This window comes from Streptomyces sp. 8N616 (assembly GCF_052246385.1).
Lineage (GTDB): Bacteria > Actinomycetota > Actinomycetes > Streptomycetales > Streptomycetaceae > Streptomyces.
Map to the genome: position 1 here is coordinate 1 of NZ_JBQQBY010000052.1, position 14,094 is coordinate 14,094.

Genomic DNA, 14,094 nt, shown 5'->3' on the forward strand with positions numbered 1-14,094 from the left:
CCCCCCCCCCCCCCCCCCCCCCCCCCCCCCCCCCCCCCCCCCCCCCCCCCCCGCCACCGGGTCTCAGATACGGGCCTCCTGCCGGTCGCCGCGGTGCCGGGCCAGCACCACGGCGACGACCGTCAGCCACAGCAGCGACAGGAACCTGCCGAGGGGCACGAGGTAGGTGAGGCTGCCGTCCTCAGGCAGCAGCATGACCACCGAGCCGAGCGCGAGCACACCCATGACCGCGCCCGTCCAGCCCAGCCACCTGGGCAGCAGCTTGGCGCGCATCAGGGCGATGCCACCGACCGCGACGACCGGGGCGAGGCTGACGACCACCATGGGGCCACCGAGCACGAAGGTGATCTGGTGCACCACGCGCAGCACCGGCGCCTCGGCGATGTTCTCCGGTCGCTGCGCGACCCACTGCAGAACCCCCGACAGCAGCAGTCCGAGTGCCGAGAACAGCCCTCCGGCCAGCGTCACCAGCGCCGCCTGGATCCGGCCGGTGCGGTGGATCACCGTGGCGAACCAGGCACTGAACCAGGCGAAGAGCAGCGCGGAGATGCTCAGTGCGGCGCCCGAGATCCGCGACACGCTGCCGTTGTCCTGGCGCCAGCGGACGATCAGTTCGGCGGTGTCGTCGGCGGCGGGATAGGTGGCGGTGGCCAGGGCACTGTGGAACATCAGGCCGAGGATGAAGAAGCCGAAGAACACGGCGATGCTCACAACTCCGCCATACCCGGCGGGGGCTGTTGCCGAGGGCCGCTGATCGGCGTGTACGAGGGGTGGGGCGGACATTCGCAGAACCTCCAGGGACAAGCGGTGGTCCGGGCGGGGTCAAGGGCCACCAGGGGGATGAGGGATGAGGGGATGAGGAGCAGGCGGCGGTAGCCGCATCAGGCTCGCTGGTGGATCCCGGCGGGGCGTTGGCCGGCGTACGTCGTCCACAGCGCGGCCGCTCCCGTAACCGCGGCCACCGCGATCGAGGCCATCTGGAGGGCGCTGCCCGCGAACGGCCCGATATCACCGGGAGCGGCCAGCCGGTCCCAGACCCCCGAGGAGACCAGGAACGCCGCAAGAAGCAGGTAGCCCGGCATCACGAGGCCGACGACGGACGTCCACCGCCACCGCGCGCCCAGCGTCACCAGAGCGGCCGAGCCGAGCAGCAGCACCGCGCCGGGCGGGATCAGCGGGAACTCCCCGACGCCGGACAGCTTTTGCACCGCGATTCCGGCGGCGCCAGCGGCCAGCGCGGCGGCGTTCAGCTTGCCCGTGAGCGGGAGGATCCTCTTGGTCTTCACGATGTCTCCAGTGATTCCGGGTGCGGATCTGACACAGGAGATCGTGCGTTCCGGGGCCCCGCCACGTCGTCAGCGCCAGCGCGGCACCTGACGTACGCAGATCCGCGTACGGAGGCGTCACCGATGTCCGCGCCAGCGTCGCGTGGGAGGGCAGCCGCACGGGCCGGCCTCGGGGGACGCGAAGCCGTCGTCGCTGTGTGCGGCATCCGGCTGGGCGGCTTCCGGTGGCGTCCGCAAGACGGGTGAAGAAACACGACACATGGTGTCGGGTATTGGGTTGAGCATGATGTCACCGGTCAGCGTCGATGACGGACGTGGACCGGGCCGTACAGACAGAAAAGACTCAAGGGGATTCATGCCCGACACATCGACACCGGACCTCCACGGAAAGATCGCGCTGGTCGCGGGGGCCACGCGGGGCGCCGGGCGCGGCATCGCCGTCCAACTCGGCGCGGCGGGCGCGACGGTCTACGTCACCGGCCGCACGACTCGGCAACGGCGCTCGGAGTACGACCGGCCCGAGACGATCGAGCAGACCGCGGAACTCGTCACCGCCGCGGGCGGAACCGGCATCGCCGTGCCGACCGACCACCTGGTGCCCGAACAGGTCCGTGCGCTGGCCGAGCGCATCGACGCCGAGCAGGGGCGGCTCGACGTGCTGGTCAACGATGTCTGGGGCGGCGAGCGGCTGTTCGCGTTCGACACGCCGGTCTGGGAGCACGACCTCGACAACGGACTGCGGCTGCTCCGGCTGGGCGTGGAGACCCACGCGATCACCAGCCACTTCGTGCTGCCGCTGCTGGTGCGGCAACCGGGCGGGCTCGTGGTCGAGATGACCGACGGGACGTCCGCGTACAACGGAACGCGCTACCGCAACTCGTACTTCTACGACCTGGTCAAGAACAGCGTGCTGCGCATGGCGTTCGTGCTCGCACACGAGCTGAAGCCGCGCGGCGGGACAGCGGTGGCGCTCACCCCGGGCTGGCTGCGCTCGGAGATGATGCTCGACAACTTCGGTGTCACCGAGGATAACTGGCGCGACGCGCTGGCCACGGTGCCGCACTTCTGCATTTCGGAGAGCCCGTCGTACGTCGGACGCGCAATCGCGGCGCTGGCCGGCGACGCCGACGTCGCGCGCTGGAACGGCCAGTCGCTGTCCAGCGGGCAACTCGCGCAGGAGTACGGCTTCACCGACCTCGACGGCTCGCGCCCGGACTGCTGGCGCTACTTGTTCGAGGTCGAGGACGCCGGCAAGCCGGCGGACGCGACCGGATATCGGTGACGGGCACCGCTCACGGGCCGCGGCGACAACGCCGCGGCCCGTGAGCGGGCCATCGGTCGGTCCGAGCGCTGACCTCCGCAGGCCCCGGAGAGGCCGATTTCGCCGAACAAGCAAAACCACCACGTGCTGCGAGAGCGGTGACGTGATCGTGGTGAGCGATGTGGAGAAGGCACCCGTGAGGCGTCAGGTGGGGATCAGAAAGACGAAGGCGAGTGAACCACCGCTGAAGTGTCGGGATGAGTCTGGCGAGAGTGAGTCGGCTCGGCATACCGATCTACATGGGAAGGCGTTGCGGGCCCTGCTCACGCAGCAGGCGTCCGAGGCCCGAACCGGCGACGCGCCGCCCGGCGTCGGTGAGGTGGGCGCCTTCGTGGACCACGCCGCGCTGGCGTCGGCCGCGGACCCCGACGCGTTGCTGAGCCTGCTGCGGGAGGCGGACTGGTCCGCCTTCGTATCCGAGCGGGATCTGCTGCCGCTGCGGGGGCGGTTGCAGGAATGGGAGCGGACGCACGGGGTCACCGAGGCACACCGATACGCCACCGACCGGATGCGCAGCCTCGGCTGCACCCGGCTGCAGCATCCGTTCCGCCACTTCACGGAGATCGAGGACTACGCGATCAGCCCCTGCGGACGCTACCTGGCGACTGGCAGCTGGTGCGGCGACGACTACCATCGCGGTGGTGTGCTGCAGATCTGGGAGATCGCCAGCGGCCGCTGCGTGAACGTACTCGACCGGATCGAAGGCGGGGTCGGCTGGCCCGGCCACGACGACACCATGCAGTGGTCGGCCGACAGCAGGCGTGTGGGGCTCGCGTACCACACCAACCAGATAGGCGTCTTCGATCCGTTCGACGACGCCACGCACACCTACCCCATAGCCAGCGCGTCGGTGACGGACGGTGGGAACCGGCCCCCGGACTGGGCTCTGGCCCCCGATGGCCGGAGCGCGTTCATCGACTCGGCGTCCTCCTGCGCGGTCAAGGGCTGCGTCGTCCCGCTGGAAGCGGGCGACCTGTTCTGGCTGCCCACGTACGCGCCGCCCCGGCACCCGTATCTGCTGACGGAAACGCTTCCCGCGGAGTTCGGGCAGGAGGGCGATGAGCTGTGGCCGGAGGACGTCAGCTGGTCACACGACGGCAGTTGGCTCCTCGTGTACGACGCGAAGCGCCGGCGAACCTTCGCGATCGACCTGCCCACCAAACAGATGTACTGGCTGACCAAGGAGGAACGAAAGGAGGCGGATGCGTGGCACGGCGCCTCGGCGGGTGGCGATACGGGACAAGTGCGGGTCTCGGTGGGCGGGACCGGTGTGACTTTCCATCGGTCCGACACCGGCGGCGTGCTGAGCCACTTCGAGTTCCTCCGCGAGCCATCGAAGCCCCGGTGCGTGGAACACGAGTTCGCGTTCGACGATCACCCCGTCAATTTCGCGCTGGACGACGACACCTGGTGCGCCGCCTTCGAAGAGGGGGTGGTCATCGCGCCTCCGGACCGCAGAGAAGACCTGGAAGCGGTCGTGGCCTGGTCGGTCGACCGGCGCTTCGCCTGGCCGGTGCGGTGGGGGCGGACTCACGATCGTGCCGGACGCGAAGGACGCCGCCGAGCTGCTCGGAGAACGCGGCCTCGGCACCTACGTACGGCAGTACGTCGAGCAGCGGACCCGGGACGCGGAGACGAACCCTCGGCGCCAGTCGACGGGTCCTGGCCACCCCCCCCAACACGGCGACGCTGCACGACCTGTTCGCGGCGGCGCGAGACTCCGTGTCCGAACTCAGGAGCAGCTCGAACCACCATGTCTGCAAGCACCTCCGCCACGCGGCACGGCTGCCGGGCCCGACGGGGGGAAGTGGGCGGCGCCGTGGACATGCTCGACGCCATCCCGGAGCCGGACCAGCGCGTCGCGGCCTTTGCCGACGTGGCGACGATCTCGCCCGGGCGGGACGGACCGACGAGGCGCGGGCGTTCTTCGCCGAGGTCGAGGCGGGCGCGGAGGCGGCCCTTGGACCGTACAACGTCGCGGACGTGGCGTCCTCGGTCGGCGGCGCGTACCAGGTCATGGGCGATACGGCCGCGGCCGACGTATGGTTCGCCCGCGCCCGTGACGCGATCGAACCGGAGGCCAACGCATGGCAGAACCGTCTCATGGTCAGCTGGGCGCTGACCGAGTGCGGGCGCGAGGACGAGGCGCGGGCGCTGTGGGCGCGCGGCGAGGAGGAGTGGCGGAAGACCCCCAGCACCTCCTACTCCGTGCCGTGGCTCCCCTATCTACTGGGCACCGGCCGGATCCACCTGGCAGAGGAGTTCCTCACAGCGTGTGACGTGGAATGGGACTGGTGGATGGATCCGGTGATCAGTGTCCTGGCCGACCTCGGTCGGACCGATCTGCTCCGCCTGGGCCAGTCCGATGTCCCGGAGGTGCTAGCGGAGTTGCGCTACGAGAAGGCCCTGCGGATGGCCGAGCAGCGCACGAGGCGGTCCCACCCGGCGAAGCCGAGCGAGGCCGACCTCGCGGCCCTCGCCAAAGCGCACGCCGAGCTGCTCAGGACCCCGCGGGCCCACCGCGAAAGGCCCACCGAGCTGCTCATCAAGCAGGCAGCGGAGTGCGGGCACCTCAGCGCGGTGCTGGACCTGCTCGGTAAGCTTCCTTCGCCCCGCGACTTCAACGGCCGGCCGTCGTCAGCGTTCTCCGCGTTGTGGCGCGCCGCCACGGGCCAGGACGTGGAGCCGTGGTGACACCCGTCTGACCCCGGCCCGACGCCTCTCCCCGGCCACTGCTCCAGGAGCCGGGGAGGGGGGCTCCGCGATTCGGGCGGCTTGGCCGCAGTCGGCGGTGGCCAGGTCCTGCTCAGCCAGCGGGGTGAAGTCGACGTCGAGCTTCGGGTCGTACGCCTCCGGCTCGATGCCGAGTTCGTGCGTTGAGTACTCGCCGAACCGCTTGATGTGCTCGGTCAGGTACGGCGAGACGTGCGCCAGGTCCTCGGCGGCGATCTCCCAGCCCTCCTCCAGCATCTGGCGGACGATCTCGGCGATGTCCAGGGCGTTGTGGAAGATCACCGCGTTCGTGAGCAGGGCGTTGAACTTCATCGCCTTCTCCTGCTCCACGGGGTCGTTGTCGGCGATGACGCCCTGGTTGCCTGAGCCGACCCACTGGGAGAACCGGTTGAACGACTCCACCTTGTTCGTCGCCGCCGTCACCCGCTGGCGCATTGGGGCGTCCGTCAGATACCGCAGCAGCTGCACGGTACGGATGACGCGGCCCACCTCGCGGAACGCGGTGTACGTGGCGTTCTTGTGCGACCCGGACCGCAGCCGTTTGAGCGGCGTCGCCGAGGAGGAGGCGGCCCAGGGGAGTTGGGTGTGGCTGACAACGCCTTGGCACGAGTGCACCAATTGTTCCGGTACTACCAGGTGCCTTGGGAGGCATGATCCGGATCTTTAGCGTGGAGGACCAGGTCGATTAACCGGCCAATCTGTGCAGTTCTTCGGCGACCAGAAAAACAAACTCGGCGCTGAGCCTCTCGACGCCCCGGGACTCAGTTGTGCGATTCAGGTGACGAAGCATGTCTTCGACCCGGCAAAGCCGGCGAAGGGCCGCAGGAACCAGATACGGCCGATCGGACGGGAACGGGTACCCCGATATCCTCAAGCTCAGCGTTGGCTTCTTCCTCCCATACTGCGAGCAGCGCCGGGGTCCACCTGATGCGCTGCCGGGGCAGGGCGATCGATGGAGTAATCGATGCATTTCTGCCAGTCGTAATGGGTTGAGCGGTTCGGCACCCAGGTCCGGTGCTGCGGTGGCCAAATGCACGGCAGAAAATGCCACCTGGGACCCAACCTGGAATACCAGCCTTGCACATGCAAGGCAGTGACCTCCGGGGAGCTCGTTAACCTCAAGATCGGCATTGTCCGGGTGGCCTTTGGCGAGCGGATGTGGTTCTTCGTTCCATCCCCAGTCCATGGTGACATCGTGACAGAGTCGGCTGGTATGAGCCGTACGAACCGGCCATGGGCGGTATCGACGCGGAGCCCGAGTATGCGCATCGCGGGGGTCACGCCACAGGGACCAAGGCCTCGTTTCCGCCCTTCAACGAGAAACGGTGCGTGCACCGGTATGTGCTGAATGATCACCTGGAGGCGGAGTAAGTGCGGGAGCGGCGTTGCCTGGACGGCTGCGCCGTTCCTTGCAGCTTCTCACCTGCCTCTCACATGCCTCTCACGGACTGGGAGTCACAAGGCGGCAGACGGTGTCATCCTCGTGGCAGTGAACAGGACCTGACCTGCGCTACCTGGACGCAGCAGCACTGGCGATAACAGGACGTCAGGCGGCGTCGACCGCTGGGGCGCAGGTTCAAATCCTGTCGTCCCGACCAGCGTTTTCGCAGGTCAGAGGCCGTTTTCCCGCTCGCGGGAAGGCGGCCTCCGAGGCCTGCCTCTCACAACTTCTCACATCCTCTGCACTTGATCACGTCAAGTGCGCAGGTAGCGGCGAAAGCCTCCGGCGATGCCCTGTTGGCGTGAGCCCCATGGATTGGCGTCTGGCTTGGGGCTTTGATGCAGTCCGGCTGCGAAGAGATCGCGAAAGGCTCGAAGCCCTGTGCAGTACGCCGTTGGCATCAACGTCGAGGCTGACTTCGATCCGCAGGCACCCTTTCGGAAGGGCGGATAGCGGCGACAGTTGGACTGAGCCGAGGACGGTGTTGTGGGCTGCGTTCTTATGTTCGCCCTCCAAGATGATGGCGCCCCGTGCCCTCGGCGCACATCGTCGAGAAAGTTCGGGTGATCCGGTCGACGAGGTCAGGAAGCCAGGGGTGCCGGATCCTCGGCGTGCCCGTCCGGCCCGCCGCCAGTGCCCTTCCGCGGGTCGAGGACCGATCCCAGCCAGCCGGCGAGGAACCCCACGGGAATGCTGACAAGGCCGGGGTTGCGCAGGGGGGAGATCGCGAAGTCGGCGTCCGGCAGCAGGGCCGTCGGATGGCCAGAAACCGCAGGGGACAGGGTCACTAGGAGCAGAACGGACAGCAGACCGCCGTAGATACTCCAGGATGCTCCTCGGGTCGTGAAGCCCCGCCACCACAGGTTGTAGAGAATGGCGGGCAGCACCGCCGATGCCGCGAGGGTGAACGAAACTTCGACCAGGAACGAGATGTTGAGGTGCTGGGCGAACATGGACAGCCCGATGGCGCCGCCACCGATGAGCAGCACAGCCCCCCGTGCCACGGCGAGTTCCTCCTTCTCCGAAGCCAGGCCCCGCTTGATCGTCGCTCCGTAGATGTCGTGGGCCAGCGAGGCCGCCGCGGTGAGGATGAGACCGGCCACAACCGCCACGATCGTGATGAAGGCAAGGCAGGCGATGGCAGTGAGCAGGGCCGGGCCGCCGAGGGAGCGGGCGAGCAGGAGCACGGCGGTCTTGCCGGATGGACTGTCCGAAGCGATGGTCGCTGTGCCGAGCAGGCCGGCCGCACCGAGCCCGATCACTACGGCCGCCAGGGAGAAGCAGACGATCAGAAGGCTGGCGAACTGCATCGATCGCCTTGCCTCGCGTGCGGTGGCCACGGTGCCGATCCGCATCAGCACATGGGGCAGGCCGGCGGCTCCGAGCAGCCTGGTGAGCTCCAGGCTCAGCGAATCCAGTTCGCTGGTGCCTTCGTTGGAGCCGATGCCGGGCCGCAGGAAGTCGTCACCGAACGCGCTGTGGTCAGCGGCGGCACTGAGCAGGGCTGCCGGGTTCCAGCCGTAGCGCGAGAGCACCGCGAGCATCAGGACGGCAGCGCCGGTCAGGAGCAGCACGGCCTTGACGCACTGCACCAGGGTCGCCGCCCGCATGCCGCCGCCGATGACGGAGAGAATCATCAGGACTCCGAGACAGGCCACGACGGTCCTCTGGGCGGTCGGCCCGTCCAGACCCAGGATGGGCGCGGCGAGCGCCCCGGCGCCGACGAGCTGCGCGATCAGATACAGCAGCGAGATGGTCAGAGTCGCCGTGCCGGCGGCCATGTGGGTGGGCCGCGGGCGCAGGCGGCGTGCGAGGGAGTCACCCACGGTGAACCGTGCGGAGCCGTGGTAGGCGTCGGTGACCACGAGCAGAAGAACGATCCAGGCAGCTGTGGAGGCCAGCACGTACAGGATGCCGTCGTAGCCCGTGAGCGAGATCAGTCCCGGATTGCCCAGCATGCCGGCGGCGGACATGTAGCAGCCGAAGACGGCCAACCCGTTGCCGATCCACGACAGTCGGCGATGGCCGAGGTAGAAGTTGCTGAGGCTGTCCAGGCCGACGGCAGCGAGGAAGAGGAACATCGTGCAGGCGACGAAGGTGGCGAAGATGGTGAAGATCGGGAAGGTGTCGCTGGGACGAGCCTCAGCAAGCAGGGTGATCAACGGTGGCTCTCCGGGTGCGGGAGGGAGGATCCGAGGCGCTCGGTCAGCGGATCGACAGCGGCCCTGGCGTAGCGCCCGTACCACACGGCGGCCCCGGCCGTGATGCCGAGCTGCACCAAGAGCAGGACGAGGCCGACGTTGAAGGGGCCGGCCACCGGCAGGCCCAGCAGGCCGTCGGCCTGCGTGGCAAGGACCGCGATGACCATGTCGACGGCGAGAACCGTGAGGGTGACGCGTACCGGGAGTCGGCGCGCTGTGCGCAGCTGCCGCACGGCCAGCTCCGACTGGCGGCTCGGGGAGGCGGCGGCAGCGGACGCGGCGGTGGCTGCCGATGGCGACGGGGCTCTACGGGCCTGCTGCTCGTCCCATGTCAGGACGGCGGCCATGTGCAGGGCCCAGGATCTTCGCTCTCCCGGATTCTCGCCGCCCGCTTCGGCCGCGAGCAGGGCCTCCCGGTATCGGGGAAGCAGAGATTCCGGCGCGTCGAGGGCCGCGTACGTCTGAATGATGGCCCGCCTCAGCTCCGCAGGGCTGTACAGCGAGCCATGCCGGAGTCCGCTGAGGTAGAGGGCGACGACGATAGGGGCGTCGTGGTCGGCCGACCGGTCGTGGGAGGACACGAGGTCTCCTTCTGACGGGTGGAAGGGAAGGGCGGAATGGCCGTATGGATCCGGCCGTGCGGGAATGGGCCTGCGACATCAGCGAATTGACGTGATGAATGTCAGGCGAGCGTGGCGGAGTTTGTCGGCCGAGCGTCCACGGGGGTTACCGTGTCCGAAAGCCGACCGGACGGGAAGTGGCGAAACCGCAACGACTGGGCGTACTTGCGTACGTTGCGTTCACCGCGACGCCTTCCTCATGCCGGCTTGCGGAGGACCTCCAGGCCGTCGATATCGGGCAGTCCGAGGTCGAGCAGTACACACGTCGGCCTGCCGGTAGCGGCCGAGGAGATCCTCGCCGCGGTGCACCCTGGTCGGGAGGTGACCGTGCTCGTACACGACTTCGGCCGGCGCGTCGGCCACACCGTCGTCGTCCTCGGCCGGCAGTACCCGCACGGTCACCCTCTCCGTGCCGGGATGTCCCCGCCGTGCCGCTCGGGTTCGGGGAGGTTCTCCTCCAGCGGCGAGCCGGCCGACGTCCTCGGCCTTCACCACCGCGCTGATCGAGGTGTAGGAGCTGATGGCCACATGCCCACGACGATCAGCTAGGTGGCCGAGGTCGAGTACTCGCCTCCCACCGACAAGCCTTGCAGCAACCGCCGACCGTGGCGGTCGGCGTAGCGCCCGAGAAGCCAGCCGCCAATGGGCCGCATCAGGAACCCGACGGCGAATACCGCGGCGGTGGGCAGGAGCTGCGTGGTCTGGTTTCCCGAGGGGAAGAACGCCGCGGCGTAGACGCTGAAGGCCGTGTACGCGTACCAGTCGTGCCACTCGATCAGGTCGCGGGGTCCTCATCTGTGTAGACATCCGAACTCCCTTGTCTGTGACCGGACCACAGTCACGGGGAGTGGACGGCCGATCAATATCGGCGACGGAGTTCTAACAGTCCCTTAGGACGATGGGTCATCGCTCGTTGTGGGCGCGCGCCCACCTCCTTCGGCACCGTCCTGCTGCCCGTCCTCCGCGCGTCCCACCCGTGGGATCACACGGCGGCCCGCGGCGGCCAGGCGTGCATGGCAAGCCGGCGACCGAACTGTTGCTCCAGGGCCGCACCGGCCATGCGACCAGCCCGCGGGCCGCGCGAAATCGCTCCGTCGCGGTGCTGATCGCCGGGGAGAAAACCGGAGACCGGCTACGCCGCCGCTGGTGCGAACGCTGCCGGTCCAGGGGTCGCCGGCGTCTTCCCGCGCGTTAGGCTGATCGAATCTGACCCGTCGGAGAGGGTTCCACAGCGCGGGTCCATGGCCGGTCCGCAGCTTGCCATGGCGAGGGAGGTCCCCATGCGGATGGCACGCGTGCTCGCCGCCGCCGCTGCCGCATTGCTGCTGCTGGCAGGGTGCGCCGGGAACGACGAGCCGCCCCGTCCATCCGGGGAGATCAAGGTGGCCGCCGGCAACCCGGGCGGCGTCTACGCGGACTACGGAGCCGGCTATGCCGACCTCATCGAGCGTCGGCTGCCCCGTGTGTCGGCCCCGGTCCTGCACACCGGTGGCAGCGTCGACAACCTTCGCCAGGTCGAGGCCAAGCAGGCGCAGGTCGGCTTCGCCCTCGCCGATTCCGCCGCGGACGCCGTCGCCGGGCGCCCGCCCTTCTCCGGACGCCTGCCCGTGGTGGCGCTCGCCGCCCTCTACGACAACTACGTGCAACTGGTGGTCCGCGCAGATAGCCCGGTCCGCAGTGTGGACGCACTGCGCGGGCGGCGGGTCTCGGTGGGTGCCGAGGGCTCCGGCACCGCTTTGATCGCCGAACGCATCCTGAAGGTCGCCGGGCTCTCTGCCGACGAGGACGTGACTGCTCAGCGACTGGATGTGCTCGGGTCGGCAGACGCCTTGGCCGCCGGGCGGATCGACGCTTTCTTCTGGAGCGGCGGCCTGCCGACGGGGGCGATCACCGAGCTCCGCCGGAGCACGCAGATCCGCCTGGTCGACCTCGGCGGTGTGGTCGGGGAGCTCTCCCGGTCCTACGGTGAGCTCTACACCGAGACCACCGTGCCCGCTGTGGTCTATGGGCCGCAGAGCGCGGTGACCACGGTGAGCGTGCCGAACTTCCTGGTGGTGCGGCGGGACATGCCGGAAGCGCAGGCGTACTGGCTGACCCGGCTGCTGTTCGATGGCCAGGCGGAACTCATCCGCGCCCACCCGGAGGCCCGTCGCCTCGACCGGCGCACGGCGATCTCCACCCATCCGCTGGATCTGCATCCGGGCGCCGCTCGCTGGTACCGCGAGTCGCATCCCTGACACCCGTCACGCAGGAGCGACCGGGAGCGCGGGGGCGGCGGGCAGCCGTATGGTGGCGGTGAATCCGTGAGGCTTCGCGCGTGCCAGGCGCAGCTCGCCGCCGCCCGCCTCTACCAGGGTCCGGGTGAGCGCGAGGCCGAGCCCCGTACCCCGTACGTTCTGGTGGCGCGCGCTGCGCCAGAACCTGCCCCCGGCCTGGGCCAACTCGTCCGGGGTCAGCCCGGGGCCCCGGTCTCGTACTGTCACCTCTACGACGCCGTCGGTTCTGCCCGTCGTGCCCCCTACGTCTCCTGAGCCACCGCTGTCGCTACCGTCACCGACGGGGGTGCGGGTGACCGACACGTCGACCGGTGTGCCGGCGCCGAACTTGAGCGCGTTGTCGAGCAGGGTGTCCAGGGCGTGGTCGAGGCAGTCGGGCAGGGACAGGGCCCACATCCCGTCGGGAACCTCCGTCGTGAGCGGAGCACCTGCGCTGGCGAAGGCCGCCCGCCAGGCGTCGACCCGGTGGGCCACCACGGCCGAGACGTCGACGGGCCCGCGTTCGGCCTCCGACGCCTCTGCCCTGGCCAGTCGCAGCAGCCCGTCGAGTATCTCGCCGAAACGGTCGGTCTCCTCCACGGCGTAATGCAGCTCGTCCAGACCACGCGGGTCGCTCACGAACTCCTCCAGGTTCTCCACCCGCAGCCGAAGTGCGGTCAGCGGGTTGCGCAGCTGGTGGGACGCCTGCGCCACGAACGCCCGCTGCTGCTCCTGGGCCGCGTGCATGCTGTCTGCCATGAGGTTGAATCGGTTGGCGAGGTGGCGCAGCTCCGGCGAGCCGACCCGCTCCGAGACACGGGTCTTCAGGCGCCCGAGGGCGACCTCGTCCGTGGCGCGGTCCAGCTCATGGACCGGGCGGAGCACCCATCGGACTACCGGCAACGCGACCGCCGTCACCACGACGGCCAGCGCGACGAAGCTGCCCAGCCCCACGAGTGTCAGATGGTCTGCGACCTCGGAACGCACCCGGTCGGTGGGGGAGACGATCAGCACGGCGCCCAGCACCCGACCGTCGCGCTTGACCGGCTCGGCCAGCACGAACGGGCGGCCCTCCCACGGCCACACCACGCCCGGTTGCTCAGGAGGCCGGTCGGCCAGGGCCCGCAGCAGCGCCGACCGCACCTGCGGCTCGTCCAGATCGACGGGGCGTGGGGCCACCACGGGCTCGCTGTCCGCGTCGATCACCACGACCCGGGAGTCGTGGAGACTCGAGTAGCGCTGGGCGGTGGCCTCCAGCCGGCCGATCCGCCCTGATTCCATGGCCGTGGCGGACATGTCGGCGAACCAGGCGCTGTCCTCCACCCGCCCGATGAACGAGTTCTGGACCGTGCGCTCCGCCGTCGCCCGGACCAGTGGCAGACTCAGCGCGACGATCAGGACTGCGACCAGGACGAAGACAATGACCAGAAGTCGGCGGCGCATCCGGCGTCCTCATCCGTCAGTCCCGGGCGCGGACAGGCGGTACCCGAAGCCGCGCACTGTCTGCACCAGAATGGCCGACTGCCCCAGCTTGCGCCGCATGGTGGCCACGTGTACGTCGAGGGTCCGCGACATTCCTTCGAACGTCGTCTGCCACACCTCCACCACGATGCGGTCCCGGGAGACCGCGGCGCCGCCCGCGCGTGCCAGCACGGCCAGGACATCGAACTCCTTGCGGGTGAGGGGCACGAGCCGCCCGTCCACGACGACGGTGCGCCGCCCGAGGTCGATCTCGAGGCCCTCGACCGCGAGGAGCTGGTCCTCTGGGGTGCGCCTGATCATGCAGCGGCGGAGCACCGCCTCGATCCGGGCGAGCAGCTCCGCGGTGCCGAACGGTTTCACCACGTAGTCATCAGCGCCGCTGCGCAGTCCCCGGACGCGGTCGGGCTCGCCTCCTCGCGCGGTCACCGCGATCACCGGGACGCCGGCCCGGGCGCGCAGCTCCCGGCATACCTCGATTCCGTCCCGGTCCGGCAGGCCCAAGTCGAGCAGAACGAGATCGACCGCGGGCGCGGCCAGGGCGTCCGCTGCGGTGGCGGCGCGCAGCACCTCGTACCCGTTGCGCCGCAGGGCACCCGTCAGTGCGCCGGCGACCCGGTGGTCGTCTTCGACAAGAAGTATCCGCACGCAGCCTCCCGGTCCGCGGATCCGCCGGGCCCTGCGTCCCTCGGCATGGATGCCCAGGCCGCGCGGGCCACAGGCGTCGTGACGAGCGTAGAAGTGATCCCCGTCACTCA

At 69.4% G+C, this 14,094-nt stretch carries 12 protein-coding genes and 1 pseudogene; 4 read left to right on the forward strand and 9 right to left on the reverse strand.

The genetic code is table 11. The features are described from left to right. Positions 1–63: 63 nt before the first annotated feature. Both ACTWQC_RS32755 and ACTWQC_RS32760 read right to left on the reverse strand, forming a co-directional pair. Positions 64–711, reverse strand: a complete 648-nt coding sequence (locus ACTWQC_RS32755; RefSeq protein WP_443319498.1) for a hypothetical protein — start codon at positions 709–711, stop codon at positions 64–66. Between the two features lie 170 nt (positions 712–881). Continuing rightward, positions 882–1,286, reverse strand: coding sequence for a hypothetical protein (locus tag ACTWQC_RS32760; protein WP_443319499.1), 405 nt, complete (start codon positions 1,284–1,286; stop codon positions 882–884). A gap of 355 nt (positions 1,287–1,641) precedes the next feature. On the opposite strand from ACTWQC_RS32760, the gene ACTWQC_RS32765 reads away from it, so the two are divergent. The 3 genes from ACTWQC_RS32765 (at position 1,642) to ACTWQC_RS32775 (ending at position 5,301) form a co-directional block, all read left to right on the forward strand. Continuing rightward, positions 1,642–2,568, forward strand: coding sequence for an SDR family oxidoreductase (locus tag ACTWQC_RS32765; RefSeq protein ID WP_443319500.1), 927 nt, complete (start codon positions 1,642–1,644; stop codon positions 2,566–2,568). A 289-nt stretch (positions 2,569–2,857) separates the two neighbouring features. Then, positions 2,858–4,729 (forward strand): hypothetical protein, encoded by a 1,872-nt coding sequence (locus ACTWQC_RS32770; RefSeq protein WP_443319501.1) that lies wholly within the window; start codon positions 2,858–2,860, stop codon positions 4,727–4,729. Then, positions 4,711–5,301: a hypothetical protein gene (locus ACTWQC_RS32775; RefSeq protein WP_443319502.1), complete on the forward strand. Its 591-nt coding sequence runs from the start codon at positions 4,711–4,713 to the stop codon at positions 5,299–5,301. The genes ACTWQC_RS32770 and ACTWQC_RS32775 overlap by 19 nt, the downstream gene beginning before the upstream one ends. Here the strand turns inward: ACTWQC_RS32775 and ACTWQC_RS32780 are convergent. The 5 genes and pseudogenes from ACTWQC_RS32780 to ACTWQC_RS32800 form a co-directional block, all read right to left on the reverse strand. Further along, entirely contained in the window at positions 5,245–5,955 is a 711-nt protein-coding gene (locus ACTWQC_RS32780) for a Tn3 family transposase (RefSeq protein WP_443319503.1), read from the reverse strand. The genes ACTWQC_RS32775 and ACTWQC_RS32780 overlap by 57 nt on opposite strands. A 1,075-nt stretch (positions 5,956–7,030) precedes the next feature. Beyond that, a complete protein-coding gene (locus ACTWQC_RS32785; RefSeq protein ID WP_443319504.1) occupies positions 7,031–7,297 on the reverse strand; it encodes an Hsp70 family protein in 267 nt (88 codons plus the stop codon). Positions 7,298–7,362: 65 nt separating this feature from the next. Continuing rightward, positions 7,363–8,943, reverse strand: coding sequence for a solute symporter family protein (locus tag ACTWQC_RS32790; protein ID WP_443319505.1), 1,581 nt, complete (start codon positions 8,941–8,943; stop codon positions 7,363–7,365). Then, positions 8,940–9,563, reverse strand: a complete 624-nt coding sequence (locus tag ACTWQC_RS32795) for a DUF485 domain-containing protein (RefSeq protein ID WP_443319506.1) — start codon at positions 9,561–9,563, stop codon at positions 8,940–8,942. Before ACTWQC_RS32795 ends, ACTWQC_RS32790 begins: the two co-directional genes overlap by 4 nt. Positions 9,564–10,150: 587 nt before the next feature. Beyond that, positions 10,151–10,381: pseudogene (locus ACTWQC_RS32800) on the reverse strand (alpha-ketoglutarate transporter); the annotation flags it as partial. Between the two features lie 501 nt (positions 10,382–10,882). Between ACTWQC_RS32800 and ACTWQC_RS32805 the strand changes: the two are divergent. After that, a complete protein-coding gene (locus ACTWQC_RS32805; protein WP_443319507.1) occupies positions 10,883–11,839 on the forward strand; it encodes a TAXI family TRAP transporter solute-binding subunit in 957 nt (318 codons plus the stop codon). Positions 11,840–11,845: 6 nt separating this feature from the next. Here the strand turns inward: ACTWQC_RS32805 and ACTWQC_RS32810 are convergent, their stop codons facing one another. Next, positions 11,846–13,300: a sensor histidine kinase gene (locus ACTWQC_RS32810; protein WP_443319508.1), complete on the reverse strand. Its 1,455-nt coding sequence runs from the start codon at positions 13,298–13,300 to the stop codon at positions 11,846–11,848. Positions 13,301–13,309: 9 nt separating this feature from the next. Then, positions 13,310–13,984, reverse strand: coding sequence for a response regulator transcription factor (locus tag ACTWQC_RS32815; RefSeq protein ID WP_443319509.1), 675 nt, complete (start codon positions 13,982–13,984; stop codon positions 13,310–13,312). Positions 13,985–14,094 lie beyond the last annotated feature (110 nt).